This window comes from Micromonospora echinofusca (assembly GCF_900091445.1).
GTDB classification, from domain to species: Bacteria; Actinomycetota; Actinomycetes; order Mycobacteriales; family Micromonosporaceae; genus Micromonospora; species Micromonospora echinofusca.
The window spans coordinates 1,893,775-1,919,605 of record NZ_LT607733.1; the positions used below are offsets into that span (position 1 = coordinate 1,893,775).

At 71.3% G+C, this 25,831-nt stretch carries 28 protein-coding genes; 27 read left to right on the forward strand and 1 reads right to left on the reverse strand.

Annotated features, from left to right (window positions below):
- Window positions 1–202 precede the first annotated feature (202 nt).
- From GA0070610_RS08725 to GA0070610_RS31350, 25 genes are all read left to right on the forward strand, one after another.
- Window positions 203–3,025, forward strand: a complete 2,823-nt coding sequence (locus GA0070610_RS08725; RefSeq protein WP_088999556.1) for a hypothetical protein — start codon at window positions 203–205, stop codon at window positions 3,023–3,025.
- Window positions 3,026–7,231, forward strand: coding sequence for a hypothetical protein (locus tag GA0070610_RS08730; protein ID WP_088999557.1), 4,206 nt, complete (start codon window positions 3,026–3,028; stop codon window positions 7,229–7,231). It abuts the gene before it with no gap.
- The gene (locus GA0070610_RS08735; RefSeq protein ID WP_088999558.1) at window positions 7,209–8,297 is read left to right on the forward strand and encodes a hypothetical protein; all 1,089 of its coding nucleotides are present in this window, start codon (window positions 7,209–7,211) and stop codon (window positions 8,295–8,297) included. Before GA0070610_RS08730 ends, GA0070610_RS08735 begins: the two co-directional genes overlap by 23 nt.
- Window positions 8,294–9,004 carry a hypothetical protein gene (locus tag GA0070610_RS08740; RefSeq protein ID WP_157747080.1) on the forward strand — a complete coding sequence of 237 codons (711 nt, stop codon included), beginning with the start codon at window positions 8,294–8,296 and terminating at the stop codon, window positions 9,002–9,004. Before GA0070610_RS08735 ends, GA0070610_RS08740 begins: the two co-directional genes overlap by 4 nt.
- A 354-nt stretch (window positions 9,005–9,358) precedes the next feature.
- Complete coding sequence (locus GA0070610_RS08745; RefSeq protein WP_157747081.1) at window positions 9,359–9,661, forward strand: hypothetical protein; 303 nt, start codon at window positions 9,359–9,361, stop codon at window positions 9,659–9,661.
- Between the two features lie 96 nt (window positions 9,662–9,757).
- Window positions 9,758–10,537 (forward strand): hypothetical protein, encoded by a 780-nt coding sequence (locus tag GA0070610_RS08750; protein ID WP_088999561.1) that lies wholly within the window; start codon window positions 9,758–9,760, stop codon window positions 10,535–10,537.
- Window positions 10,538–10,819: 282 nt separating this feature from the next.
- The gene (locus GA0070610_RS08760; RefSeq protein ID WP_088999563.1) at window positions 10,820–11,842 is read left to right on the forward strand and encodes an AAA family ATPase; all 1,023 of its coding nucleotides are present in this window, start codon (window positions 10,820–10,822) and stop codon (window positions 11,840–11,842) included.
- Window positions 11,839–12,375 carry a hypothetical protein gene (locus GA0070610_RS08765; protein WP_088999564.1) on the forward strand — a complete coding sequence of 179 codons (537 nt, stop codon included), beginning with the start codon at window positions 11,839–11,841 and terminating at the stop codon, window positions 12,373–12,375. Before GA0070610_RS08760 ends, GA0070610_RS08765 begins: the two co-directional genes overlap by 4 nt.
- A 70-nt stretch (window positions 12,376–12,445) precedes the next feature.
- On the forward strand, window positions 12,446–12,751 hold the full coding sequence (locus GA0070610_RS08770) for a hypothetical protein (RefSeq protein WP_088999565.1): 306 nt from the start codon (window positions 12,446–12,448) through the stop codon (window positions 12,749–12,751).
- A 226-nt stretch (window positions 12,752–12,977) separates the two neighbouring features.
- Complete coding sequence (locus tag GA0070610_RS08775) at window positions 12,978–13,217, forward strand: hypothetical protein (RefSeq protein ID WP_088999566.1); 240 nt, start codon at window positions 12,978–12,980, stop codon at window positions 13,215–13,217.
- 80 nt (window positions 13,218–13,297) lie between these two features.
- On the forward strand, window positions 13,298–13,588 hold the full coding sequence (locus GA0070610_RS08780; protein ID WP_088999567.1) for a hypothetical protein: 291 nt from the start codon (window positions 13,298–13,300) through the stop codon (window positions 13,586–13,588).
- 136 nt (window positions 13,589–13,724) lie between these two features.
- Window positions 13,725–14,987 (forward strand): DUF2637 domain-containing protein, encoded by a 1,263-nt coding sequence (locus GA0070610_RS08785; protein WP_088999568.1) that lies wholly within the window; start codon window positions 13,725–13,727, stop codon window positions 14,985–14,987.
- Window positions 14,988–15,001: 14 nt separating this feature from the next.
- On the forward strand, window positions 15,002–15,406 hold the full coding sequence (locus tag GA0070610_RS08790) for a hypothetical protein (RefSeq protein WP_088999569.1): 405 nt from the start codon (window positions 15,002–15,004) through the stop codon (window positions 15,404–15,406).
- Between the two features lie 560 nt (window positions 15,407–15,966).
- Window positions 15,967–16,875, forward strand: coding sequence for a recombinase family protein (locus GA0070610_RS08795; protein WP_172896462.1), 909 nt, complete (start codon window positions 15,967–15,969; stop codon window positions 16,873–16,875).
- A gap of 227 nt (window positions 16,876–17,102) precedes the next feature.
- On the forward strand, window positions 17,103–17,375 hold the full coding sequence (locus GA0070610_RS08800) for a hypothetical protein (RefSeq protein WP_157747082.1): 273 nt from the start codon (window positions 17,103–17,105) through the stop codon (window positions 17,373–17,375).
- 107 nt (window positions 17,376–17,482) lie between these two features.
- Window positions 17,483–18,556: a ParB/RepB/Spo0J family partition protein gene (locus GA0070610_RS08805; protein WP_157747083.1), complete on the forward strand. Its 1,074-nt coding sequence runs from the start codon at window positions 17,483–17,485 to the stop codon at window positions 18,554–18,556.
- Window positions 18,557–19,043: 487 nt separating this feature from the next.
- A complete protein-coding gene (locus GA0070610_RS08815) occupies window positions 19,044–19,517 on the forward strand; it encodes a hypothetical protein (RefSeq protein WP_088999574.1) in 474 nt (157 codons plus the stop codon).
- A 94-nt stretch (window positions 19,518–19,611) separates the two neighbouring features.
- Window positions 19,612–19,827 carry a hypothetical protein gene (locus tag GA0070610_RS08820; protein WP_088999575.1) on the forward strand — a complete coding sequence of 72 codons (216 nt, stop codon included), beginning with the start codon at window positions 19,612–19,614 and terminating at the stop codon, window positions 19,825–19,827.
- Entirely contained in the window at window positions 19,827–20,099 is a 273-nt protein-coding gene (locus GA0070610_RS08825) for a hypothetical protein (protein ID WP_088999576.1), read from the forward strand. The genes GA0070610_RS08820 and GA0070610_RS08825 overlap by 1 nt, the downstream gene beginning before the upstream one ends.
- Before the next feature lie 3 nt (window positions 20,100–20,102).
- Window positions 20,103–20,249 carry a DUF6011 domain-containing protein gene (locus tag GA0070610_RS30400; RefSeq protein WP_157747084.1) on the forward strand — a complete coding sequence of 49 codons (147 nt, stop codon included), beginning with the start codon at window positions 20,103–20,105 and terminating at the stop codon, window positions 20,247–20,249.
- Window positions 20,246–20,515 carry a hypothetical protein gene (locus tag GA0070610_RS08830; protein ID WP_088999577.1) on the forward strand — a complete coding sequence of 90 codons (270 nt, stop codon included), beginning with the start codon at window positions 20,246–20,248 and terminating at the stop codon, window positions 20,513–20,515. The genes GA0070610_RS30400 and GA0070610_RS08830 overlap by 4 nt, the downstream gene beginning before the upstream one ends.
- Window position 20,516: 1 nt before the next feature.
- Window positions 20,517–20,930, forward strand: a complete 414-nt coding sequence (locus GA0070610_RS08835; RefSeq protein ID WP_197697808.1) for a hypothetical protein — start codon at window positions 20,517–20,519, stop codon at window positions 20,928–20,930.
- Window positions 20,931–20,944: 14 nt separating this feature from the next.
- Window positions 20,945–21,448: a hypothetical protein gene (locus GA0070610_RS08840; RefSeq protein ID WP_157747085.1), complete on the forward strand. Its 504-nt coding sequence runs from the start codon at window positions 20,945–20,947 to the stop codon at window positions 21,446–21,448.
- Window positions 21,449–21,907: 459 nt separating this feature from the next.
- Window positions 21,908–22,246, forward strand: a complete 339-nt coding sequence (locus GA0070610_RS08845) for a hypothetical protein (RefSeq protein ID WP_088999580.1) — start codon at window positions 21,908–21,910, stop codon at window positions 22,244–22,246.
- Complete coding sequence (locus GA0070610_RS31350; RefSeq protein ID WP_088999581.1) at window positions 22,243–23,262, forward strand: tyrosine-type recombinase/integrase; 1,020 nt, start codon at window positions 22,243–22,245, stop codon at window positions 23,260–23,262. Before GA0070610_RS08845 ends, GA0070610_RS31350 begins: the two co-directional genes overlap by 4 nt.
- Before the next feature lie 99 nt (window positions 23,263–23,361).
- Here GA0070610_RS31350 and GA0070610_RS08855 read toward each other — a convergent pair whose 3' ends face one another.
- Complete coding sequence (locus tag GA0070610_RS08855) at window positions 23,362–23,655, reverse strand: restriction endonuclease (protein WP_197697809.1); 294 nt, start codon at window positions 23,653–23,655, stop codon at window positions 23,362–23,364.
- 269 nt (window positions 23,656–23,924) lie between these two features.
- On the opposite strand from GA0070610_RS08855, the gene GA0070610_RS08860 reads away from it, so the two are divergent.
- Together GA0070610_RS08860 and GA0070610_RS08865 are read left to right on the forward strand one after the other, a co-directional pair.
- On the forward strand, window positions 23,925–24,176 hold the full coding sequence (locus GA0070610_RS08860; RefSeq protein WP_088999583.1) for a DUF7660 family protein: 252 nt from the start codon (window positions 23,925–23,927) through the stop codon (window positions 24,174–24,176).
- Window positions 24,177–24,804: 628 nt separating this feature from the next.
- Window positions 24,805–25,794 carry a phosphotransferase gene (locus GA0070610_RS08865; protein WP_088999584.1) on the forward strand — a complete coding sequence of 330 codons (990 nt, stop codon included), beginning with the start codon at window positions 24,805–24,807 and terminating at the stop codon, window positions 25,792–25,794.
- Window positions 25,795–25,831 lie beyond the last annotated feature (37 nt).

Sequence of the window (25,831 nt, forward strand, 5' to 3'; positions counted from 1 at the left end):
CGCGAGGGCTTTCGGCGCTCACGGCGTCGTCGCTACGCTGTGCGGAGATCCGGCGCGGGACGGGTCCGGCTCTGGATGAGCGAATGGCGTGGGGCTCCGGTTGCGTCACCGGAGCCCTTCGTCGTAGGGGCAGGTCAACGGCGCAGCCCTATACGGTCACAGCGGGGGATTGCGGCCGTCGAGACTGATCTACGCTGAGTGCGTGGCGCTAGGGCGTGCGTACATCGAGATCATCGGCGACGTGAGCAAGTTCGGTCCGGACTTGCGCAAAGGGCTGGCGAAGGCTTTCAAGATCGGCGCGATCGGCGCGATCGCAGCCACCGCGTCGAGCAGCCTCGTCGGCCTGGCGGGGTCGCTCGCGTCAGTCGGCGGGGCGGCCCTGGCCGTCCCCGGCGCGATCGCGGTCGGCGCGGCGGCGATCGGCGCGCTGAAGATCGCCACCGCCGGCCTCAGCGACGCCTTCAAGGCGGCGGCCGGCGACGACGCCGCCGCCTTCCAGAAGGCGATCGAGGGCCTGTCCCCGCAGGCGCAGCGCCTCGCCCAGGACTTCCGCGCCGTCAAGCCGGCGCTCGACGACATCCGCACCGCGTCGCAGGACGCGTTCGCCGGACCGCTCGTCGGGCAGATCGGGCAGACCGCCGCCGTGCTGTCCGGGCCGCTGCGGTCCGGCCTGGCGGCGGTGGCCGCCGAGTACGGCCTGGCGGCGCGGCGGGCGCTGGAGTTCCTGCGGGAGTCCGCCACGGTGTCGGTGCTCAGCCAGATCCTCGACACGGCCAAGGTGTCGGTCGGGAACCTGGCGGTGGCGACCGGGCCGCTGCTGACCGGGCTGCGGGACATCGCCGCGGTGGCGCTGCCGTCGCTGACGCAGCTGTCCGGGCTCACCGGCAACCTGGCGGCCGACTTTGGGCACTGGCTGTCCGCGATGGCCGCCAGCGGCGCCGCCGTCTCGGCGATCGAACGCGCGTCCGGGGTGCTCGCCCAGCTCGGACAGGTCGCGGCCAACGTCAAGGGCATCCTCGGGTCGGTCTTCCAGGCGGCCAACGCGGCGGCCGGGCCCGGTGGGCTGCTCGGCAGCCTGGTCGCCGCCACGGCGACGCTGCGGGAGTTCTTCGCCTCGGCGCAGGGCGGCGCGGCGCTGCAAGGCGTGTTCACCGCCCTCGGCACCGTCGCGGCCGGGCTGTCGCCGGTGCTGATGACGCTGCTCGGGATCATCGGCAACTCGCTGGTGCCGGCGCTCCTGCCGATCGCGCAGGCCGTCGTGCCGGCGTTGCAGGCCCTCGCGTCGGCCCTCGCGCCGGCGCTCGCCGCGCTCGGCGGCGCCCTCGGGCCGGTGTTCGCCGCCCTGTCGACGGGCATCCAGGCCCTCGCACCGGCGCTCGGGCCGATCGGCCAGCTCATCGCGCAGATCGCGCTGGCCATCGCGCCGGTCCTGCCCGTCATCGGCCAGCTGGTGACGATGCTCGTCGGGCCCCTCGCGCAGGCCCTGACGGCGCTCGGCCCGCTGATCGGGCCGCTGGTGACGGCGCTCGGCCCGGTCCTGCTCCAGATCGGGCAGACGCTCTCCGCGGTCCTCGCCCCGGTCGCCGGCCTGCTTGCCGAGCTGTTCACGCAGCTCGGCCCGCCGCTCGGCGAGATCGTCACCGCCCTCGGCACCGCCCTCGCCCCGGTCCTCACCGCGCTGGGTCCGCTGATCGTGCAGGTCGTCCAGGCCCTCATGCCGCTGGTCCCGACGATCGTGTCGCTGCTGCCGCCGCTGGTGGAGATCGTGGTGGCGTTGACGCCGCTGATCGCGCTGGTCGCGCAGCTCGCCGCCGTGGCGGTCGCGGTCGTGGCGCCGCTCATCAAGGTCGCGGCGCTGCTGTTGCAGTTCCTCGCGGCGCAGGCCGTCGCGCCGCTGGTGTCGGCGATCGCGTCGGCGCTGGCGTGGCTGCTGTCGCCGCTATCCAGCGTCGCCGGCTGGCTGGCCCAGGTCGCCGGCTGGCTCAACAGCATCGACTGGGCCGGCGTCGGCTCGGCGATCGGCGGCGCGTTCTCGTCGGCGTGGACTGCGGTGGTCGGGTTCTTCCAGTCGATCGGCACGTGGTTCGCGGAGCTGCCCGGGAAGATCGGCGCGTTCCTGGCCAGCCTCCCGCAGATGCTGTGGTCCCTGTTCACGTCGGCGGCGCAGATGGCGTTGCAGGCCCTGGGCATCGGCATCGGCCTGATCCTCTACGCGGTCACCATCCTGCCGGGCCAGATCCTCGGCTTCCTGGCGTCGCTGCCGGGCCGGCTGCGCGCCCTGTTCCACTCGGCGGTCACCCTGGCGAGGAACGCCCTCACGGCGGGCTTCAACGCGGCGGTGTCGTTCGCGACGGCGCTGCCGGGCCGGATCGCCTCCGGCCTGGCGAGCCTCGGAAGCCGTCTGCGGTCGATCTTCACGAACGCGGTCAGCTCGGCCAAGTCGGCGGCGGTGAGCGGCTTCAACTCGATCGTGTCGTTCATCGCCTCCGTGCCGGGCAAGATCACGAGCCTGGCCGGGAGGTTCCTGTCGGCCGGGTCGGCGCTGGTGAGGAGGCTCGTCGACGGGCTTAAGAGGGTGCCGTCGCTGGGCGCGATCGCCAGCGCGATCTCGGGCACGATCCGCTCGCAGCTCAACCGGATCATCGGCGCGATCAACTCCGGCATCGCCAAGGTCGACGGGATGCTCCCCGGCTCGCTGCCCAGGATTCCGATGCTGGCGAACGGCGCGATCCTGCGGCAGCCGACGCTGTTCGTCGGCGGTGAGGCCGGCGACGAGGTGGTGGTGCCGCTGACCCGGCCCCGCCGGGCGCGCGAACTCGCCGAGCAGTCCGGGCTGATGCGGCTGCTCGGCGCGGACGGCGGCGGCGGGGGGTCGATCGTGTTCGCCCGCGACTCGATCCGCGTGACCTTCGAGGGCGCGGTCCCGACCCGGGAGGAGGCGCTGGACACCGGCCGGGCGGTCGGCGAGGGCGTGTTGCAGACGTTGGCCCGGCGGGACGTGGCCACGACAGTGAGGACGATCTGAGTGGGCGAGTACAACCCGGACCGGCCCTACGTGATGGGCATGCAGTGGGCGCCGCTCGTGGTGGACGCGGTGGTGCTCGACACGGCCAGCGAGGTGGGCTACACGTTCCGGGCCCGGGACTCCCACGCGGGCGACAGCGGCTTGCAGCGTGTCCGGCTGGCAGTGGCGGGGCCGCCGCCGGGCCTGCCGACCCGCAAGGAGCTGCTGGTCAACCTGTACCCGGCGGACGCGGTGGCGGGCACCGGGCCCGTCCGCAAGCTGGTCATCCCGTGCCGGCAGGGCGAGCTGCTGCCCGGCGCGGCTCTTGCCGGCGGTGCGTCGATGCCGCCCGACGCGGTGCACAACCCGTCCGACCCGCGGCACGTCACCCTGACCGGTCCCAACGCGGCGGCCCGCTTCTGGTTCGACACCGCCTCGCCGAGGACGCACGCGGCGCTGGACTACCGGCGGATCCTCGACGTGTCGGTGCTGTACGTGATGTCCGGCCCGTTCGCCGACCTGGCCCCGGCGGTGACGCTCGGCTTGGAGCGGCCGTCGATGGGCGTGAACTGGCTGATGGACGAGACGCTGAGCGGCCCGGCGGTCCACAACGGGGTGACGGCCATCGGCCGGTCCCGCCTGGGCGAGCTGAACCCCTGGTGGGACACCACCGCGGCGCCGACGACGCAGCGCGGCCGCCGGCCGTGGCGCGCACAGGCGATCGCCGGTTCCGCCCCGCCGGCCGGGCTGACCGCGCTGCACACCTCCGGCGGGACGAACATCAACGTGCGGCTCCAGACCAGCGCGGTCGCGCCGGCGGGCGCGGTGTTCCAACTGCACTACCTGGCCTTGGAAGTGACCTACGGGGTGGAGAACCGGGTCGGGGCCGGCGGGGTGGACATCTCGCCGGGCGCGTTCTACATCAGCGGCTACTACTACGAGCTGCCGATAGCCGACGTGCGAACGATGGGTCCGGGCGTGAGGCTGGACGCCGGGCAGGAGTACGCGCTCACGGTCGGCCAGGCGTACGCCGGGCAGTTGTCGGTGGCGTCGCCGGTGCCGGTGAAGGCGGACCGGGCGGGACCGGTCGCGCCGTTCCCGACCCACCGGGGCGTGCTGCTGCGCAAAACGCTCCGTGCCGGGTCCGTGCCGAGCGTGGCGACGGTCAACGAGATGCCGTCGATCGTGGCGCTGAACGGGACGTCGGAGCCGGAGCTTGGCTGCCACGGATACCTGACGCAGGTCGTGGCCACCGTGTCGGAGCTGACCCCGCCCGGCTCCACCACGCAGCAGATCGTCGAGGACGTTGCTGGCTGGTGGGTGTGGGCTCGCTTCTACGCCCGTCGGCTGCCCGAGACGCGCGATCCGCTGGAGTTGGCGCAGGTCAACCCGGCGGACACGAACGAGCGGCTGGGGCCGCAGGCACGGATCACGGTCGAGGAGTTCGACGCGCTGCCGGAGATCGCCGACGGATGGCGGGAGGTCACCGTCAAGCTCGACCCGCCGTACCAGTCGGCCGGAGTTGGGGGGAGGACCTGGTGGGCATGGTCGAGCCGGGCCGACAGCCAAGCGCCGTGGCAGGTCCTCGGCGCCGACGCCAACCCGGCCGCCGCGGGCCCGCCCGCGTCGTGGGATGAGGCCGGGTACGGCGGCGGGGCCGCGTTCGCCACCTACGACGGGCAGGCCGACGAGAACGCGGACCTGACGCTGATGGTGGCGCAGGAGATGGACGCGGTGACGGGCCTGACCGTGGTGCCGGCGGTGCAGCCGCTGACCATCGTCGACCCCGGCTGCCCCCGGCCGGCGGCGCGTATCCCGACCGGCATCCGCTACCACCAGCTGTCCTGGGCGGCGACGAACTCGCCGGTGGTCGGCGGGTGGGCGTACTACGAGGTGCAGCGCCAGGACGACGCGATGGCCGCCGACGAGTGGGAGACCATCGCGAAGGTCGTCGAGCCGGCCGTCACCGCGGTGGACGACTACGAGGCGCGGGTGGGCGTCGAGTCTCGGTACCGCATTCGGATGATGCACCGGACCGGCCTCGCCGGCCCGTGGTCGCCGCCGGTCGCGGCCACGATTGCCGCGCCGGGCGTGACGGGCACGAGGGTGGACGCCGGGGTGCTGATCCTGACCAGCAACCACAACCCGGCCGGCAACCTGGCCTACTGCATGGATTGGGACGGGCGGCCCAGCGAGGACTTCACGTTCCCCGAGGCGAGCCAGGTCGAGCTGCAGGAGATGTTCGACCGGGACTTCCGGACGGCGTTCCGGCCGCTGGAGCGCGGCGGCGTCGAGTTCACGCGGACGCTGCTGGTCAACGCGGCGGCGGTGCCGGCCACGATGGACAAGGGGTTCCAGGGCCTGCGCGACCTGGCGTGGGACACGGTGCCCTACGTGTGTGTCCGCGACGAGCTGCACAACCGGTGGCTGTCGACGCTGCTGGTGCCGGGCGGTTCGGTGAAGCGCCGCCCCCGCGGCCACCTGCACCTGGCGCAGCTGACCGTGGTGGAGGTGACGGCTACGCCAGCGCCGCTCGACGGCGGGCCCGCCCCCTGCGAGGGCCTGCGGCCCGAGGGCCTCGTCTCGTCGGTCACGGCCAGCACGCCGGCGCCGGCCGACGTCCTCGCCTCCCGGGTGTTCGCCGACCTGTTCGACCGGACCGTGGCGGCCGGGCTCGGGCCGGGCTGGTCGATCCTCAACGGCGCGCCAGCGGACTACTCGGTGGCCGCCGAGAAGGCGACGATCCGGCTGGCGCGACCGCTGAACGCAAACCCGGACTTCGAGGTCAACGCGGCGAACTGGACGGCGTTCGGTGGGACGCTCACGCGGGACACGACGAAGGCGTACCAGGGGTCGGCGTCCGGGCTGCTGAGCCCGGACGGGGTGGCCGCGCTTGTGCGAGCGGAGACGGAGCAGGCCACCGGGATCATCCCCAACGGCACGAGCTACCGGGTCCACGCGAGGGTGTCCTGCCCGGTCGCCAGGGCCGCGCGGATCGGCTTCAACTGGTTCGACGCGGCGGGCACCTACCTGTCGTCGACGTTGGGGCCCGTCGTCAACCTGGCGGCGAACACGTGGACGCGGCTCGACTTCATCGCGTCGGCGCCGGCCGGCGGTGTTCGGGCGGCGCTGAACGTCCAAATGGACGGCACGCCCCCGGTGAGCCACAAGCTGTCCATCGACCGCGCGTTCATCAGCCTGTGGGACCGGCGCTGGGCCGTGGTCGACGCGCCCCGCAGGGACGTCGACGTGCGGGTCCGGTTCCGCTTCAACGAGAAGGCGGCGGGCCAGCCGATCAGCGCGTACCTGGTGGCCCGGCACGTCGACGCGGCGAACAACCTTCGGGCTCTGCTGGCGGCGCAGACCGACGGCACGCTGGGCGTGAAGCTCGAATTCACCGCGGGCGGCACGCTGTACTCGCTGGGGAACCTCACGACGGTGCGCACCCCAACGGATGGCTTCCTGGCGTACACGCCGGGGGCTTGGTACTGGCTGCGGTTGCAGGTGCGGGACGAGGCGGTCCGGGCGGCGGTGTGGCCGGACGGGCAGGACCAGTGGCGGTGGGAAACGTACGCGTCGCAAGGGGTGCTGCTGGACCCCGGCCAGGTGGGCGTGCGGGCGCAGCTCACGACCGGCAACACGAACGAGGACCCGACGGTGGAGTTCGCGGAGCTGCTGGTCAATGAGCCGGTCACCAACGACCTGGACGTGCGGATGGAGCTGCGGCCGACCGGCGATCAGTGGTCCGCCGAGCTGTCGTACCTCTCCGACGGGGTGGGCGGCGAGCCGTCGTCGGGGTGGAGGATGACCGCCGATGCCGTGTCGACCTGCCTCGACATCTTCGGTGGCAACGGGTTCTACGACTGCCACAGCACCGCGGACATGGTGGTGCGCAACCAGCGGCTCTGGTTGCGGCTCACGTACGGCAACGACGCGATGGACGGCGAGGGCTACGGCCAGTGGTGGACGTCGGAGGATGGGCAGACCTGGACGGCGTTCTGGGCCTATCAGGGGTTGCCTGAGCCGCCGACGGCGGATCCGGGGCGGCTGGCGGTGACGCTGACCGGCGCGGTGACGGTGGCCCGGGCCGAGGTGCGTCGGGGCATTGACGGGCCGCTGCTGGCCAGCCCCGACTTCGAGGCGCAGCCGGCGGCCACGACGCAGTTCACCGACGCGCAGGGCAACGTGTGGGAGGTGGACGGCCTTGGGATCTGCGCACGCGCGTGACCTGCTGGATCTGCCGGCGCACCTCGGGCAGCGGTCGGCGTCGTACCGGTTCGACCTGATCGACGGCCGGACCGGTGTGCGCAGGGGCGCGCTGACGCCGCTGCGGGGCTCGTCGCCGAGCCTGAGCCACGACGGCACGTCGACGATCGCACGGCGGGTATCCGGGCTGACCCTGGGCGTGGACGACGCCGCGCGGGTGAACCCGGTGACCGACCGGATCGCGGTGTGGATGGTGCTCGGTGATGCGGGCCGGACGGAGTATCCGCTGGGCCGCTACATGATCGGGGACGCGGCGGACCTGGTGACCAGCGCCGGGTCGACGTCCCCGCTGACGCTGTTCGACGAGATGTTCCTCGTCGACCAGGAGATGGAGATCGGCTTCGACGCGGGCGGCCAGCTCGTCGACCAGGCGGTGGCCCGGCTGCTCGACGGGCTGCCCATCGGTGCGGTGATGGTCGACGCGACCGAGTTCACGTCGGTGAGCTCATGGTCGCCCGGCACGTCGCGGGCCAGCGCGCTGCGGGACCTGGCGGCGTCCGGCGGGTACTTCATGCCGTGGTTCGGGCATCAGGGGTTGCTGCGGCTGCGGCGGGCGTTCGACCCGGCCAGCGAGGCGGTGACCATCGACCTGGACGCCTCCGGCCGGGTGATCCGGGGGTCGATCTCGCGGGTGTCGGGCCTGCTGGACGCACCGAACCGGTTCGTGGCGGTCAGCAACGACCCTGGGTCGGACGCGGAGCCGGTGGTCGGGGTGTACGACGTGCCGGCGTCGGCGCCGCACTCGATCGCGCGGCGCGGGTTCGTGCTGCCGAAGACGGTCGACGTGCAGGTGCGGTCGCAGGCACAGGCGACGGTGTACGCCCGAACGCTGGGCATCCAGCAGACGGTGTACGAGACGGTGGAGCTGAGCACCCCGGCCGACCCGCGGCACGACGCCTACGACGTGGTGCGGTGGAACGGGCGGCGGTGGCTGGAGGTCGGCTGGACGCTGCCGCTGGTGCCGGGCGGGGCGATGCGGCACACCCTGCGGCGGGCGTACGCGGACACGAACGGCGGTGAGGCATGAGCGGGGGTAGCCCTGTGGCGGGGGTGCCGGTGAAGGCGATCGCCGAAGCCGTCCTCGAGCGCATGGCGCGGCTGGGGCTGACGTGGCGGCTGCGGCCGGCGCGGGTGGTCAGTGTCGCCGGCGACGGCACGGTCCGGGTGGTGCACGACGGCGACACCGTGCCGATCCGGGTGGTGTCGATGGTGGGCCCGGTCGCGGTGAACGCGAAGGTGTTCGTGCTGAAGACGCCGCCTGCGGGGAACCACATCGTCGGCTGGGCAGCTCGCCCCTCGACCGCTCCCATCTGGGCGCGCAAGACGGACGAGCCGCAGAACAACTCGACGGCCTTCCTCGCCGACCCGCAGCTGGTGCTGCCGATCCCGGCTGCCGGCACGTACGCGCTGTCCGGCGCTGTCTGGTACCGCAGTTCGGCGGTGGCCGACTTCAAGGGCCGGTTCGTGTTCAGCGCCGGGTCCGGCGGCATGAGGTGGAGTGCGGACGGGCCTCTGCTGGCGGACCCGACGAAGCCGAGCTTCCAGCTGGTGTTCGACGCCGGCACGCTGGCGCTGGGGGCGACCGGCACGTTCGACCGGGCGTGGGTGCATGGGACGGTCACCGCGAACGGTCCGGGCGCGCTGACGCTGGAGTGGGGGCAGAACACGGCGGACGGCGCGGCCACGACGTTCGTCCTCCGCGACTCCTGGTTGCGGCTGGAGGCCATCCGGTAGCGCCCTGCGACGCCTGTCGCCCGCCCTCGGAAACAGTGCAGCCCCGGACCGCGAAATCCGGGGCTGCTCTGCGTTCACGTGGAGTGGCCAGCATAGCCGCCGGGGCGAGCGGCGGGCAATGCGACCCGCCGGCCGTACATACAATATTGACAGCGTGGCCCCCCATCGCATACAATGTCTTTGTACATGTCCCCGATCTCGACAGGAGGAATGGCGAGCAGGTCACGGCTGAGCATGGCGCGCGACCTGGTGTATCGCGTGCCGTACTGCGCCGCCAGGGTGGCGGCCTAAGCATCCCCGGAGGGTGCCGTACATTGACCTTGTATGGCATCCGGCCGTGGGAGGAGAGGGATAGTGAGGGTGAACCAGGTCAAGCTCAAGGCGGTTACGCGGAAGATCGCGGCCGACCTGATGACGCCGGGCCCGCTGGAGCTGCCAGTGATGGTCGGGCTCAAGGAGCTGGTCCGCATGTTCGGCGTGAAGGACAACACGCCGTACCAGTGGCGGTCCAAGGGTCAGCTGCCCAAGGAGGACGGCGAGGTCAGCAACAACCCGCAGTGGAAGCTCACGACGATCTACGCCTGGGCCGATGAGACGAAGCGGACGATCGTGTGGGACCCGTGGGACGTCCTCGAAGCCGACGACGAGGCGGCGTAGATATGAGCACGCCGGAACCCATTGCGGCCGTATATCGCGGGTGTAGGGTGCCGGAAACGCGTCGACCCCGCCAGGCGGTCATCTGGCGGGGCCGAAGTGGAGCCCGCAACGGAGAAACGGGTCGCACGCGCATCGTACGCCAGTTCGGGCGACGGTGCGCTGGCGGCGCTGCACAGAGAGGCCGCCTGCATGGTGGACCGTTGGACGGTCGAGCGCGCGGTGAGGCACGAGCTCTGCACGCTCGACCCTCCCGGCCGGCAGCTCATCCTGACGCTGCTCACGTGGTCCGACGCGGCCACGGCGACGATTCCCGAGCAGTTCACGCCGAGCCTGACCGACTTGCAGAAGGCGACCGGGCTCTCCCGGTCGTCGGTGGCGAAGTATCTGAACCTGCTGGAGGGCAAGGTCGGCGAGGGCGACGAGGAGCGCCCGGAGAACAAGTGGGTGTGGCGCGATCGGCCGACGGTCGCGGACGCCCGGCGCAAGAAGGCCCGCACGGTGTACCGCATGGGAGTGCCGCCGGATCTGTTGCGCAGCCTCACCGATCGGGGCGTAGTTGGTCCGCGTGCCGGACCAGCCGCGCCCGAATCGCCCAGGTCTGGTAGTCCGGTGGACGGACTAGTGAAGGGCGGTTCTAGTCCGGGTCGCGGACTAGAACTAGTCCGCCAGGCGGACCGAGTTGGTCCGCCACGCGGACGCAAGACATACAGGGAACAAGAAACGGTTGGGCGCCGCGCCGCGAGCGGTGTCGACCACCGGTACGTCGAGGGGCCGAATGGCTCCTGTGCTCATCCCGGGTGCAGGAAGTCGGCTCCGCTGCACGGGCCCGCGCTGCGGGCCGTGCCCGAGGAAGCAAGGAGAGTGATCGGGGAGTGAGGGTCCACCTCGCGCCGGTTGACGTCGCGCAGTGCGTGACGTGCAGCGGCGAACTCGTCCCCGCCGGGGACGACTGGCGGCATCGCGAGCAGGGCGGATGCACTGAGCTGGGCACGCCGGTGATCTGCTGGCGTCCCGACTGCGCCATGCCGGCCGCCGTCGGGAGTGAAGCCTGCGCGGGTCACGCCGCCGTTTTTGTTGCCCTCGGGGTGTAGGGCTACGGTCGTGGATTGCGGCCGTATAGAGTCTATGTAGGTTCGTTCACGTGGAAAGGAACGAAGGATGAGTTCACGGTTCATGCCAGCCACCCGGAAGAAGGCGAAGGCGCGCATCGCCCTCGCCGGGCCGAGCGGCGCGGGCAAGACGCTGACCGGCCTCAAGCTGCTGTACACGCTGACCGGCGCTATGACGATCGCGGAGGGCATCGAGCGGATCGCGTTCGTCGACACCGAGCGGGACTCGGCCGACAAGTACGCGGTCAACCCGGAGCTGCCCGGCGTCGGCGACATGACGCCCGAGGAGGCCGGCGGCTACGGCTTCTCGAAGATCAGCCCGGTCAGGTACGACCCCCGGCAGCTCGTCGAGCTGATCGACGAGGCGGCGGTGGCGGGCTTCACGGGCTTCATGCTCGACTCGGCCTCGCACTACTGGTTCGGGCCGGGCGGCATCTTGGAGCTGGTCGACCTGTTCGCCCGTAACCACGGCGGCCGGTCGATGGACGGCTGGAAGGACGTGCGCCCGATCGAGCGGGCGTACATCGAGGCGCTGATGAGCTTCCCCGGACACGTCGTGGTGTGCCTGCGGTCCAAGCAGAAGTACGAGATTACCGAAGGCGCGGACGGCAAGAAGCAGGTGTCGAAGCTGGGGATGCAGCCCGACCAGCGCGACGGGCTGGAGTACGAGTTCGACCTGGTGGGCGACCTCGACCAGGGCCACTACCTGCGGGTAACGAAGAGCCGGTGCGACGCCCTGGCCGACCAGGTGATCCACAAGCCGGGCGCGGAGCTGGGCCACCAGCTGCTCGACTGGCTGGACAACGGCGAGCCGCCGAAGGACCTCGACTGGCCGAAGGCCCTCGCGGCGTGCTCGTCGCGCGAGGACCTGGCGGTGCTGTGGCAGCGGGCGCAGCGGCTCGGCAAGACGCAGAGGCTGCGCGACGCCTTCAACCAGCGGGGCGCGGAGATCTCGGCCGCCCGGCGCGCGGCGGAGGCCCCGGGCACCCAGCTCGACAGCGCGCTGACCGAGGCGGCCGACACGCCGGCCGCCAACGGCCGGCAGCCCGAGACGGCGGGAGCGGCCCGGTGAGCGAGATCCGGCAGGAGTCCATGCGGGCGGCGGTGCTCAAGGCCCTCATGGACGAGGTGAAGAAGGTCTACGACGCGGCCCGCGCCGAGGCCGACGGCCGCCTGATCGAGCTGAACCGCGCGATCGGCGTCAAGACGATCGAGGTGCGGCTGCCGGGCTACGACCAGCCGGTGGCGCAGGTGACGCTCTCCGAGCCGAAGACTGGCTACGTGGTCGACGAGGCCGGGTTCCTGGCCTGGTGCAAGCAGGAGCACCCTTCGGAGGTCCAGGTGACGACCCCGGCGCCGGTGGAGTCGGTGCGGCCGGCGTGGCGCAAGGCGCTGCTCGGCCGGATGAAGGTCGAGCCGGACGGCACGGTGGTCGACGGCGAGACGGGCCGCGTTCTCGACTTCGTGGAGGTCGCGGAGCCGCCGCCGCCGTCGACGACGCTGACCTTCAAGAAGGGCGGCCGTGAGGAGGTGGCGCGGGCCTACCGGGACGGTCGGCTGGCGCTGCCGGACCTGCTGGCCTTGCCGGCGAGTCCGCAGGAGTAGGGCGGTGCGGGGCCGGGCGAGGGGCGACCTTCGTCCGGCCCCGCTCCACATCGGAGGCCAGGAGGTAGCGGTGGCGATCGACGCGAGGCTGGTGCGTGACGGCCTGGTCGACGTGGAGGCGTTCACCGCGGCCGCAGAGGCCGGCGCGGTGGGCGTGTGCGACGGCTGCGCGGGCCTGCTTGACGGATCGGCGCAGGAGGGCGGCGGCCTGGTGTGGCTGACGACCAGCTGCCGGGCGTGCGGTGCCGAACGGACCGCGCCGGGCGGCCGGGCGCTGGCCCGGCGTGCGGGCCGGCGGCCGGGCCCGCCGGCGTGGCTGCTGGAGGCGGCGGCCGAGCTGGACGCCCGGCGGCTGGGGGAGCGGTCGGCGCAGTGACCGTCCGCCCCGCCCGGCCACAGCCCGCCTAAGCCGGGTCGCGCCTCCCTCCTCACTCCACTACCCGACCGTGGCCGTTCGGCGGCCTCCGTGGACGGGGGTGGCGCGGCCTGTGTGACCTGCTACACGGCCCGAGGCGTACATAAAAACTGTACGGGGAGAGTGTCGGACGCATACAATGAATATGTACGCACCGCCCCTCATCCTGCATGAAGGAGTCAGTCCGATGCTGAGCTACGAGGAGATCCTGGAGCGCGCCCTGCGGGTCGCCGTCGAGGACCTCGACCTGGAGACGGCCGCCGAGTCGATCGGCGACGAGCCGCTTGTCGACAACGACGACGAGCCGGTCGAGGTCCGCGAGGTCCAGACGCTGGCCGGCGCGGGCTTCATGACGCGGGACAACGGCGTCGTGCTGCGGCTGACCGACGGCCGCGAGTACACGGTGACCCTCAACCGCTACCGCTGACCGAGCCGGCGGGCGCGCCTCGAGCGCGCCCGCCCTTTCCCTGCCCGACCCCGAGCCCGACCTGACCTGAGGAGCCGAAGATGACCGCCCAGACCTGCACCCGCCGCATCGTGATCCCGACCTTCAACGCCGAGTTCGTGCCCGAGGAGGACGGCGGCCGCTGCACCGCGCTGGCCGTCGCCCGCCTGGTGACCGAGCACGACGGCGAGAAGTGCGGGGACGGCGGGCTGTGCCTGCTCGACCCGGAGGAGGGCCTGGAGCTGGACCCGTGGAAGCAGACCGAGCTGCTGTGCGTCGACCACCTGTTCGAGCACGAGCGGGCGGTGGCCGAGCGCGGGCCGCTGGTGGGGGAGACGCTCACCCGCCTGTAGTGACCGACGAGGGCCGCCCGGGGCAACTCGGGCGGCCCCGACCTGTTGGAGGAGAACCGATGGAGTGGAACGAGGTGCCGGCAGCCCTGCCGGCACGACTGGCCCTGGCAGCCGGGTAGGTGCAGGAGTGGTTCACGTGGAGAAGACCAACCTGCCGGAGCGGCCAAGCAAGGGCGCGTGGGTAGTCGCCTGGTCGGCATTCGTTGCCGGCATCGGCGCGTCCCTCGCGGCGAACATCGCGCACGCCGGTGCCGGCGTCGGGCAGAAGTTCGTTGCCGGCTGGCCGCCGCTGGCGCTCCTGCTGTGCTCCGAAGTGATGATGCGGGTGCCGGCACCGCGGCACCCGCTGGCGAGGGGCACGCAGATCGTCGGGACGGTGATCGTTGCCGGGGTCGCCGCAGTCGCCAGCTACCGGCACATGAAGGCCCTGGCCCTGGCCTATGGCGAGGACAGCCTTACGGCGAGCACCCTGCCGCTGTCCGTCGACGGCCTGGCGCTGGTGGCGTCGATCGGGCTGACGGTGCTCGCGCACCAGCGGCGCACGGCGGTCGCAGCCGAGCGCGCCCTCGCCATGGCGGCTGCCGGCGCGTCGGTGCCGCCGGCCCCGGTGCCGCCGCCTGCCGCTGTCGCCTCGGTGCCGCTGCCGGCCGCCGAGCCCTTGCCGCTGCCGGACCCGGTGCCGCTGCGGGCGGCCGACGCCGACCCGGTGCCGTTGCCGGCGGCCGAGCCCGAGCCGGTGCCGCTGCGGGCGGCCGACGCCGACCCGGTGCCGTTGCCGGCTGCCGAGCCCGAGCCGGCTGCCGAGCCCGAGCCGGTGCCGCTGCCGGCGGTCGACGCCGACCCGGTGCCGTTGCCGGCGGCCGACCCCGAGCCGTTGCCGGCGGCCGACCCCGAGCCCGTGCCGCTGCCGGCGGCCGAGCCCGTGCCGCTGCCGGACCCGGTGCCGCTGCCGGCGGCCGAGGCCGAGCCGGTGCCGGATCTGGACCCCGCGCTGGAGCCCGACCCGGTGTCGCTGCCGGAAGGGCTGCCGGTGCCGCTGCCGGCGGCGGCCCGGGTGCCGATGCCGCGCATGGACGCGGTGGTGCCGCCCGAGCCGTGGCCGAACCGGCAGCAGCAGGAGCTGCCGCTGCCGCCGCCCGACCCGGTGCCGGTGTCCCCGGACGCGGCGGCCGAGGAGCTGTGGGCTGCCGCCCGCAAGGAGTGGCGGGACTCAGTGGCCGCCGGGCGCCCGCTGACCGGCCAGGCCCTCGGCCAGAAGTTCCGCCGGAGCGAGCGGTGGGGTCGGAACCGCATCAAGGAGGCGCGGGCCGAGCTCCAGGCGATGAAGACAGCCGGCGACGTCGCCGACGAAACCGACGAGCAGGAAGCCCGGGTGCCGGCCGGCGCCGGGGTCGCGTAGAGGAGGAGAGACAGATGGTGTCGATGGCGATGATCCAGGCCGCGCAGGCGGCGAAGTTCCCCGAGCACCCGTACGCCTGGGTGATTACCCGGGACCGGGATCACGAGCTGCACGGCACGTGGGAGTCGGAGGTTGGCACGGCGGGCCCCCGGCAGGCGACGGAAGCGATGATCGAGCGCGCCCGCACGGAGGGGCGCCGTTGGCGGGTGCTCGACGGCGGCGACATCGACGCGAGCGCGATCGCGGACGGGAAGGACGTCGACGCGGCGGAGCGCGGCGTGGTGTACGAGGGCCTGATCTGGACGAATGGCGAGCCGGGCGGCGACGAGGACTTCGGGCCGCTGCGTGACTTCGGCGAGCCGAACTACGGCTGCGTGGAGATCCAGTACCGCAAGGGCGACCAGTGGGTGTCTCTGTAGCCGCTATCCGTACGGGCGCAATCAGGTAATGTGACCCCACTGATCGCGTCCCGGTCGGTCGGTGGGCGGGTCGGTCAGGCCGTAGTCGGGGGACTTAACCCCTGGCCGATCCGCCCAACGGGGCAGTGCAGGGCAGAAGCGTCACGAAGGGCTCGGAATCCCAGCTAATCGGGGATTCCGAGCCCTCCTGGCGTTCCGGGGCGATCCCCTCTGGGTATGAGGTCGGCCGGCAGTATTACGGTCAACTGTGAACGGAACATATACGTAGGCGTACGTAGCACGGTGCGTTGCGGCACTGCTACCGTAGGGGCCAGCCTCTCCTCGGCTGGTGCTCCTGTCGACCGATCGCAGCGGTGATTCCCCCCGCCGAGGCGACGGGTCTGCTGGTCCCTCCCCGCCAGTTCGGCAGCGTTCGCCGGTCGAGCAGTAGGCGACACATCCGTGCGGCGGCTGCCTCCCAGCTCGGCAGGCGGTCGCCCAGGCAGGCCCGGGGGTCGGGGACGTTGCGTTGCTATGGGTACGACGAGACAGGCCGAGAGGTCATCGAGCCTGAGGCGGTAGTGATCCGCGACATCGCCAAGCGGGTGCTGGGCGGCGAGAGTATGCGGTCAGTGGTTGCGGATCTGCGGGCGCGGGATGTCAGGACGTCGGCCGGTCGGCCGTGGACCCAGCAGTCGCTGTCGCGGCTCATGCGGAACCCGCGGCTCGCCGGGCTCAAGACCTACCACGGGGAGGTGGTGGGTGCAGGGCAGTGGGCGGCGATCCTCGACGAGAAGACGCACCATGAGCTGGTCAAGCTCCTGGACGACCCGGCCCGCAAGCAGCCGTTCGCCACCAACGTGCGTAAGTACCTCCTGTCTGGCGGGTTCCTCCAATGTGGGTACCCGCTACAAGGCGCCGACGATAACGGTCCGCACATGTGTGGGAAGTCTCTCTATACGCAGCCGAGCAACAGCGGTAAGCGCGGGTACGTGTGTCGGGCTGGAAGTCCGAGCTACGGGTGTGGTCGCATCCGTATCGCCGCCGAGGCCCTGGAGGAAGAGGTCACGGCGCGGGCGTTGGCCCGGCTGGCGTCGCCGAAGGTGCGTGCCCGCCTGGAGGCGGCGGTCCGTTCCGCCGTGCGCGGCGACGTGCAGGTGGCGGAGGCGCTGGACGCCCTCGACGAGCGCCTGGCCGAGGCCGGCCAGGCGTACGCCAAGCGAGAGATCAGCCTGGTCACGTTGAAAGCGATCGAGGCCGAGGTCAAGGCGGAGCAGAAGGCCATCCGCGAGAACCTGGCCCAGGCGGCGCGGCTGGAGTCCTTGCCGGCCGCCACGCCGGAGGCGCTGGCCGAGTGGTGGGTCGACGCGCCGCTGGAGCGGCGCCGGGAACTGCTCGCGCTGGTGCTCGACCGAGTGATCGTCAAGCCGGCCACCCGGGCGGGGTCGTCGCAGCTTGACCTGGACCGTCTGGAGTTCGTCTGGAAGTGAGCGCGGCATGGTACCAGCCTCGGCGTTTCATTGCTGAAGGGAACTTTGCACTGTCGGTTACAGGCTGAAAGCTTCCTTCGACCTCGCCGACCAAGGCTGTTGCGGTCCGTGTGGTGCGGTTTACGATCTCGTCATCATTCGATTAGGAGCGCCTTAAGTCCGACCGTAGGTAGTGCGGTCACGGTGGGAACGCTGGCGCATCGAAGCGGAATGGCGGGGATCAGGTTTTGCCACGCAAGCGCACGATCGAGGTGCTGACGCTGGCGCAGCGGATAGAGGCTGAGCTGGAGTCGGGCCGAGTGGACGACGTTGAGATGGGCGATGACCGGCTTGAGCGGATCGCGGCGCTGCTGCGACCTGCGCCGCACCTGGCCGGTCAGACCCGCGGAGGCTCGTCGGTCAGGGACCGGGCCGGGAAAGTCGTGTCCGGGGTGGCAGTCGCCTTGCTGTCACTCGTGGCCGACGCCAGTGTGGTCGCCCCACATGCTGTGGCGATCTAGGCCGGTCACAGCCCCGAGTTCATACATAAAGTATTGACGGCAAGATCGTTTTCTGACTACAATGAATGTGTACGACATGCGTACATCGTTCACTGTGGAGGAACACGATGGTTGCGACCGCGACGGCGAAGAAGCCGACCCTGCGGACCATTCCGGTCGCCAAGATCGAGGCGGACCCCGACCAGCCTCGCAAGCTGTTCAGCGAGGAGGAGCTGACCGAGCTGGCGGCCTCGATGAAGAAGCTGGGCCAGCTCCAGCCGGTCGCCGTCCGCAAGACGGCCAAGGCGGGCACCTACCGCCTTGTCGTCGGCGAGCGGCGGTGGCGGGCCGCCCAGCAGGGCGGCATCGAGGACCTGGCCGCGATGGTCTGGGAGATGGACGACGAGGCGGCGTTCATCGCGCAGGTCGCCGAGAACGTCAACCGGCAGGACATGACGCCGATGGAGGAGGCCGCGGCCTACGCGCGCCTCGCCCAGGCCGGCTGGGAGACGGGGGCGATCGCCGAGCTGTTCGGTAAGAGCGTGCCGTACGTCGGGTGGCGGATCGACCTGCTCGGGCTGATCGACGACGCGAAGCAGCTGGTGGCCAAGGGGCAGCTCCAGGTGGGCGTCGCCTGGTACGTGTGCCGGCTGTCCGCCGACCAGCAGCGGCGGTTCCTGGTGAAGTGGGCGCGCGGCGAGTTCTCGTCGGCGCGGGACGCGGAGGCGTTCGCCAAGGCGTGCAAGGCGGCCGAGGAGCAGGGCGGGTTCTTCCAGCTCGACGACGCCGAGCACAGCGAGGAAGAGCAGGAGAAGGTCGTCGAGAAGCGGAAGAAGGTCGTCAGCAAGATCGACCGCTTGGCGGCGGCCGGCGAGATCCTGGCCGAGCTGGCGCAGCTGGACGAGGTGGAGCTGGCGAAGCTGCTCGCCGGCGCCGACGGCGGCGTGGCCGCGTACCGGCAGCGCGTCGACCACCTGCGGACGGCGGCGGGGAAGGTGTCGGCGAAGCTGCGCAAGGCGCAGGCGATCGCGGCGTCGGTCAAGGTGGAGCTGGACCCGGAGGCCGTGGTGGCGATCCCGGCCGAGGTCGTCGACGTGACGCCGGTGCCGGGCGACCTGCCGAGGGTCGACCCGAACTGCACGTGGGAGGGCCACGACGACGCGGTGCAGGAGCAGGGCTGGTGCTCGGTGTGCCAGCACTGACGTAGGCAGAGCGGCGAGCGCCCCGCGCGATCAGCGCGGGGCGCTCCTGCGCGTCCGGGCCGGCGTGCTGAACCCTTGATCGGGGCCGTGACCTGTACGGTCACAATTTGACCGAGGTGGTGTACTGATATACAATGTTTATGTATAACCCCCGTCTGTTGGAGGTCATCGGTGCGTGCGGAGTGGTCACGGTCCTGTGGGCCTGGCCGCTGCCGGACTCGCCGGCCGAACTCCAGCAGGCGATGCGAGGAGCGCAGGCCGAGCTTTACAGGCAGGCGCGGATGCTGAACGTGGTCCCGCTCGGGCCGGCGGCCTTCCGGGTCGCCCTCCACGCGGTGTTTGACACTCACGCCGGTCCGGCGCTCGTCGCGGAAGTCAGGGCAGCCCAGCTGCCGGAGCAACCCAGCGGAGAGGGGGCCATTGTGCCCGCAAGCTGTACGGCCGCAATGCACGACTGCGGCCACCGAGCAGCGCGAGGTGAGGTCGCGTGAGTCGGAACGCAAAGACCGAAGAGGAGGCCCGCCAGGTCAAGGCGGCCCTGCCCGGCTACATCGCGGTTCGCGAGCTGGCCACCACGGCGCTGACCACGATGGCGGAAGACCTCGCCCTGGACCTGCGCGAGCGGGACGCCCGCGACCTGGCCACCGCCGTGGTCGACGCGATCCACAAGGCAGCCGAGCTGCGCGGCATCGCGTTCGCGTGCGACGTCGCCGACATGGAGGTGGCCGCCAACGAGCGGTGGCTGCTCCCGTCGGCGAGGAAGAAGGCCGAGACCGACCCCGACTACCGGGGGGTGGTCGCCCACCTGGAGCAGTTCGCCGAGGGCGCCGAGAAGGTGCGCAACGAGCTGGTCGAACGGCTGGCGCGCGTCGGCCGTGAGTGGCTGGCGGAACGGTCGGTCGCGGTCGTCGCGCTGCCCGCGCCGGCCGAAGCCAGCGCCGAGGCGAGGGTGGCGGCGTGACCGCGCCCGCCGTCGTCCGCGCGCCGCAGCTCGACCCGGAGCAGGTCGCCCGCATCCGGGCAGCCCTGGAGCGGCTGGCCGGCAGGTCGCCGAGGTGTGGCGGCAGTTCGCCGAAGTCCTCGCCCGGCGAGTCGAGGCGGCCCGGGTCGCGTACCGCGGGCTGGTGGCCGTGCTCCGCCGGATCGTTGCCGCCGTGCGCCGGCTCGCCGCCCCGCTAGTCCGCCTGGCGGACCAGCGCCGGGTTCGGCTGCGGGTGATGCACGTCGAGTACCGGCGGCGGCTGCGGCACCGACGGCGGCGGGCCCGGTAGTGGCCGGCACGCAACCGGAGACGGCGCGGGACCGGGCACTGGCCCGGGCCCGCGCCACCCGGCGCGAGACGGGAGCCGAGCTGCCGCCGCGCCGGAGCCGGCCGGCGGCCACCCGGCCGCCGGCCGAAGCCGCTCCGGTCGACGACGCCGTGGCGAAGCTGGCCACCCGCTACCTGGTCGACGGCTACCAGCCCGACGAGGTGGCGGACCGGCTCGGCGTCGACCGCGGATGGTGCCGGGCGATCGCCGCCCGGCTGCAAGGGAGGAGGTAGCCGATGCCTGACCAGGTGGCGGCCAGCCCGGACGAAGAGCCGGTGGAGTGCGAGGACTGCGGGCGACTGCTGCGCACGAAGCGGGCCCGCGCCGAGCGGGTCGGACCGAAGTGCCGGCGGCGGCGACTGGTGATGGGAGCAGGGGCATGAGCATCGTGTTCAGGATCAACGACGGGCTCTACATCCCGCAGGTGACGGCGAAGGCGGTCATGCCGCTGCCGCCGCTGCCCGGAGACGGGGGAGCGGTCGACGTCGCCGAGGGCGACGAGATCACCGAGCTGGAGCTGCTGACCATCACCGGCCCGCCGACGGTCGTCGCGTCCGCCGTGGACGCGCTCGCCGCGCACCTGGAGGAGCTGGTCCCGAAGATCGCGCATCTCTACAACGACCACGAGTCACCTCAACATGGAGGATGAGTTGAAGCTGTTCACGAGCCGCTACCAGCGGTTCAGGCCGGATCAGGGCGCCCCGGTCCGCACGACCGTCGGCGCTCCGCGCTTCCCGCTGCCGTACGACCTGGCCGGGTTCGCGCGGGTCCTCGCTCCGAGCTACGCGATGTTGAAGCTCGACGAGGCGCCGTACCGGTACATCTACGTCGAGCGGCTGGAAGCGGCCGGCGTTGACGTCATCGCCGACGACCTAGCGGCCATCGCCGACGTCGCCGGCGATGAGCGCCTGGTCCTGCTCTGCTTCTGCGACCTGTCGGTGTCGCCGCCGAACGCGTGGTGCCACCGGCGCATGTTCGCGGCCTGGTGGCAGGAACAGACCGGCCAGGAAGTCCCCGAACTGGCGGAGCTGCCCGAGCCGCCCGCCCCGACCCTGTTCGACTGACCGAAGGAGTTCACGTGGAACTGACTCTTGAGGCCCCTCGCTTGACCGAGGCGGCCCCGCCGCTCGACCTCGACCGCGCCTTGCAACCCGGCGAGTCCGGGTACTTCGCGGGGGAGTGGCTGGAGTACCCGTACGACGGCGGCCGCCGCTTCGAGTCGGCGTACGCCGGCACGCTGATCGGCCGCTGGAGCGGCTGGGCGGTGTGGGGATGCACCCGCGACGTCGCCGCCGCGGTGGTGACCGACCAGGAGCACGCCCGCCGGCACTGGCGGGCCGTCTACGCGACGTCCGGCCTGACGGAGCCGAGGCTGAGCCGGGCGCTCGACGCCGACGTCTGCCCGATGTGGTGGGACGGTGACGTGATCGTCGTCGACCGGCGCGCCCTCGGCGAGGACGAGCCGTACCTGCGGATCGCGCCCAACGAGCGCGGCCGGTACGTGGTGATGGGCAGCATCTGGTGCTGGGAGGAAGTCCCGGTCGACGCGGCCGACACGGTTCACGGAGCCGTGGAACTGTAGCCGTACAGCAGCGGGGCCGGCGCGGTGCGCCGGCCCCGTTCGCATGGGCAAGATCAACGGTGATCCCGGCGGGATCACGGGCGGGAACAGAGGGCTACAAGCGGCTACAAGCGGCCACGAGTAGACACATGCTGAGCAGGGTCGATAGGATCGCCGCAGGTCAGAACGCTGTCTACGCGGGGTTCAAGTCCCCCCTCGGACACCAAATTGCAGCATCCATGCTGTGTTTCGCGTACTGGTGGTCAAGCACGCTTGATCACGCAAATCTGATCTCAGCGACACCCTCGATCGAGCCTGTCTCGAGCGGGGGCGGTTGTCGTGGCTGAGCGTTCTGTGGCTCCGGTCATTCCGCCCGTGTTGCTGCCTGATCGACAGCCGGGGCGGAGCGAGCCGCGTGGGGGAGCTTCTCGTCGCCCGCCGTTGCCGCTGCCGGTTCTGCCGTCGCCACGTGCCGGCACGATGGTGTACGGCCTGGCTGCCATCGACCCCAGTGGCCGAATCGCCGACCGTGCGATCACCCGTGCCCTCGGATGGGGGCCGGGCACGCGGCTGCACATCCGCGAGGGCTCGGGAGTCATCGTCGTCCGGTTGGACCGGCAGGGCGTCTTCACCGTCACCGGCCAGGGCCACCTGCATCTGCCGGCGGCTGTCCGGCACTGGTGTGGGCTGACCGCCGGCGACCGGGTGCTGCTGGCCGCGAACCCTGCCGACGGCCTGCTTGTGGTGCACCCGCCCGCCGCCCTCGACGCGATGGTGGTGGCGGCTCACGCCGATTTGCTGGGCGGTGGTCAGGCATGAGCGACACCACCGTGGGCCGGGCGGAGCTGGATGCCGCGCGGTTGCTGCTGGCGCGGATGGGGATCTCGCCGGCTGACCTCGTCGACGCGGCGTCGGACCGTCCACCCGCGCCAACGTTCGCCGAGTACGTACCGGTGGTAGCGGCGGCGGTCAGCGATGGTACGCGGAGGGCGTACGGCTCGTACTGGAAGCGGGTCTTGGAGCACTGGGGACAGCGACGGCTCGACGAGCCGACTCCGTCGGAGATCGAGCAGCTCGCCGAGTACGCCAAGACGCATGTGGTGGCCCGGCGTAACGCCCGGGGTGGGCGGAGTGCGGCGGAGCACCTGATCGCCGCCCTGAGGTGTCTGTACAAGCGGGCCGTTGCCGACGGGTACATCGCGGCGGCGGACAACCCTGCCCTGAAGGTGGCCAAGCCGCGGCGGCTGCCCAGCACCAGACGAGCGGTGGCCGACAGCAGGCTGGCGGAGATCAACGCCGTCGCCGCCAGCACGGGCGACGACCCCGCGCTGGACAGCCTGCTGCTACGACTGCACACCGAGACCGCGTGCCGCCGGGGCGGTGCGCTGGCTCTGCGGCCCGTCGACCTGGACCCGGACCAGTGCCTCATCCTGCTGCGGGAAAAGGGCGACACGGTGCGGTGGCAGCCGGTGTCACCGACGTTGATGAGGCATCTGCAGCAGCATGCCGAGGAACGCCAGGCGGTGGGAACGGGCCAACTGCTGCGTTACCGCAACGGGCAGCCGATCACCTACCGGCGCTACGACCACCTGTGGGTGCGCATCGGTGAGCACCTGCCGTGGGTGTACGTGCAGCAGATCAGCACGCACTGGCTGCGGCACACGACGTTGACGTGGGTCGAGCGGAACTTCGGCTACGCCGTGGCCCGCGCGTACGCCGGTCACTCCGACAGCGGCAGCGACGTCGGCACGACCACTACGTACGTCCGGGCGAGTCTTCAGGAGGTTGCCGCCGCTCTAGCGGCCTTGACCAACGAGCCACATCCTCTGGCCTGAACTGGAACCGACCGCGGGGTGGGCCTGGTTGCTGCAGTCCAGGCCCACCCAGGAATGCGTGCGCGGTGCGCGGCATGCGCTTCAATTGAGCGGCACGTGTCAGAGGCCAGCGTCCGAGAGCATCCATACCCGGCGTAGCGGCACTTGAGTGCGGATCTCTTCAGGCAGCCGGTCGTACGTCCGTAGGACGGCGTCGACCACGTCCCCTGCTTCCCACACCCGCACCCGTAGGTGCTGGTTCTTCAGCGCGTCTCGCGCGGGCTTCGTCAGTCCACCCCAGGCGACGAGCAGGCCCTGCTCGGCACCGTGCGTCGTCATAACGCCGTGGAGCTGAGTGACGATGGGTGCCCCGATCTGCCGCTGCTGACCGTTTGGAACACCGGTTACCGGCACGTGGCTGGCACGGCTGGGCGGTGGGCGCGTGGCTGTCCGGCCCGGCGGCGTACGGCTTACCGCCCCCGGCCTCTCAGGTCGGGGGTGGCTTGGCGTACCACCGACTTCGGCGCGCCTGGAGTCCAATACCCGATGGCAAGCCGCGAAGCGGCGCGGCAGCGATCGCCCCGCCCTCGACGGCGGTTGAGCGCCCTGCGATCGTCACGACCTTGCGATCGGCCCTGCACGGCTCCTATCGGGCCATTCGACTGGTAAGCGATCATCGGCTAATGGATCTCAACGACACCGGCGCGGTGAAAAACCGCGAGGATCTGGCGGCCTACGTTCGGGCGCTCGCCGAAGAGTCGGCTACGCCCCCGGACTACTGGGAGAACGTAGACCTGCCCCGCTACCTCGAAGCTATGTCCTCCTGGATCGGCAGCATGGACGGCTGGGCACGCAATCAGGGTCGGGAGCTACCTGAGCAGCCCACGTGGTCACTGGTAGCGGACATCCTGCGGGCGGCCTGCGTCTACGAGTAGCTGTCGGCTCCGCCTGAAAGCTGGATCTGGCTCTGGCACACACTTTATGAGTGATCTTGATGATGGCCTTCAGCTGGCGTTGACAAATGAGGTGGCCCGTGACCGCGCGAAGTGGGCCACCAAATAGCCAGGCCGTGCAGCACCGATCGTCCGGCGGACGACCTGCGCCGCATGTCTCGGGAAGTTGGCCCCGCCACAGGCCACGGAGGACCGCTGGTGCCAGATCAACCGGACCGGACATGAGCCAGCCGACACCCCGCCGGGTGTTCTCGACCGCGCCCGGTCGAGATTGGCGGCTAATGGCCATATCTTGCTCCGACCGTGGCGGGTTCATCCGATGCAGTCCTCGCGACCGTTCCTTCGCCGTTGCCGAGCAACGCTGGCGGAAGTGGATGATCGAGGAAGACGACTTCTTGAGAACCGACGGCACCCGCGATCGCGCCGACCTCACCATCGACACCGCGCGCCGGGGATGATTCCGACTCTGCCCGCCCGGGACGATAGAAGATCGGCATCTACTGGCACGCGTATGCCGCCCGCGCAGCCCGCCACCTGGATGGTTATTCGAGTGGTTGTCTGACGGCGCCGGGCGAGCGGCATCCGCCGGCCCTGTGATGGGATACAACGCATGATCGAATCGCAGGCGCCGACGTTGGAGATGCTGTGGGAGCCGCACGACCCTCGCCACGCGCTCGACGAACGGTTCGGCTTCGGCGATTCAGAGTCGGCCGGCCGCTGGGTCGCCGCGATGCTGAAGGAGCACTGGGGCGTTCGCATCGACTCCTGCGAGCGAATCGTCATGAGCGGGGGCAACGCGATAGCTTGGGTCGGCACGCCGTCCGGCCGACTGCTCGCGAAATGGTCGGTAGTGCCCGAGCGTTTTCCGCGTTTGATGGAGACGGCGCGTCTCACGAGCTGGCTCGACGGCCGAGGGCTACCGGTTTCGCCGCCGGTTCCCGCACGAGAAGGCCGCCTCCAGGTCGAGGTCGACCGTGTCTCGATGAGCCTGCAGCGCGAGATCGTGGGCGACCTCCTCGACACCGCTGATCTCAACCAGGTGCGGGCGGCCGGACTCATACTCGCCCAATTGCAGGACGCGCTGGCCGCATACCCGGACGCCGATCACCTTCTCGCCCCCGCCGTTTCGTTCAAGCCGTTGACGGCCCGGGTCACCGACTGGCTCGACTCCCGCGCCGACCATCTGCCGATGGCCGCTCGTGACACGCTGCGCGGGCTGGTCACCAGCGCACCGCCCGACCGGCTTCCTCGCCAACTCGTCCATTTCGATATCCGCTCCGCCAACATCTTGTGGGCCCGCGGCGAGGTCGTCGCGATCCTCGACTTCGAGGAGGCCCAGCATGATCACCGAATCGTCGAGCTAGCCCGCGCGGCGGTCCTGCTCGGCACCCGCTACCACAACTGGGGGCCAGTGTCGGCCGAAGTTCGCGCAGAGTTCCTTACTGGCTACCAGTCCGAGCGTCCGCTGACTCCGGCCGAGGCGGGCTGGTTGAACATCCTCCTGCTCTGGCAGGCCCTGGCGATGGTGCCGCCCGGCGACGACCCGACCAGGTGGGGACCGTCGGCCTTGAGTCAGCTGAGCCAGGAAACCGCAAAGTAGTTCCGGACGATCGCAGCTCGCACCGTCCGGAACTACT

Bases quoted from the DNA above. Each gene is read 5' to 3' on its own strand.
- GA0070610_RS31350 (WP_088999581.1), top strand. From the start codon at position 22,243: ATGAGCGACACCACCGTGGGCCGGGCGGAGCTGGATGCCGCGCGGTTG.
- GA0070610_RS08865 (WP_088999584.1), top strand. From the start codon at position 24,805: ATGATCGAATCGCAGGCGCCGACGTTGGAGATGCTGTGGGAGCCGCAC.
- GA0070610_RS08790 (WP_088999569.1), top strand. From the start codon at position 15,002: ATGGTGTCGATGGCGATGATCCAGGCCGCGCAGGCGGCGAAGTTCCCC.
- GA0070610_RS08775 (WP_088999566.1), top strand. From the start codon at position 12,978: ATGCTGAGCTACGAGGAGATCCTGGAGCGCGCCCTGCGGGTCGCCGTC.
- GA0070610_RS08805 (WP_157747083.1), top strand. From the start codon at position 17,483: ATGGTTGCGACCGCGACGGCGAAGAAGCCGACCCTGCGGACCATTCCG.
- GA0070610_RS08760 (WP_088999563.1), top strand. From the start codon at position 10,820: ATGAGTTCACGGTTCATGCCAGCCACCCGGAAGAAGGCGAAGGCGCGC.
- GA0070610_RS08860 (WP_088999583.1), top strand. From the start codon at position 23,925: ATGGATCTCAACGACACCGGCGCGGTGAAAAACCGCGAGGATCTGGCG.
- GA0070610_RS08845 (WP_088999580.1), top strand. From the start codon at position 21,908: ATGGTGTACGGCCTGGCTGCCATCGACCCCAGTGGCCGAATCGCCGAC.
- GA0070610_RS08830 (WP_088999577.1), top strand. From the start codon at position 20,246: ATGAGCATCGTGTTCAGGATCAACGACGGGCTCTACATCCCGCAGGTG.
- GA0070610_RS08740 (WP_157747080.1), top strand. From the start codon at position 8,294: ATGAGCGGGGGTAGCCCTGTGGCGGGGGTGCCGGTGAAGGCGATCGCC.
- GA0070610_RS30400 (WP_157747084.1), top strand. From the start codon at position 20,103: ATGCCTGACCAGGTGGCGGCCAGCCCGGACGAAGAGCCGGTGGAGTGC.
- GA0070610_RS08780 (WP_088999567.1), top strand. From the start codon at position 13,298: ATGACCGCCCAGACCTGCACCCGCCGCATCGTGATCCCGACCTTCAAC.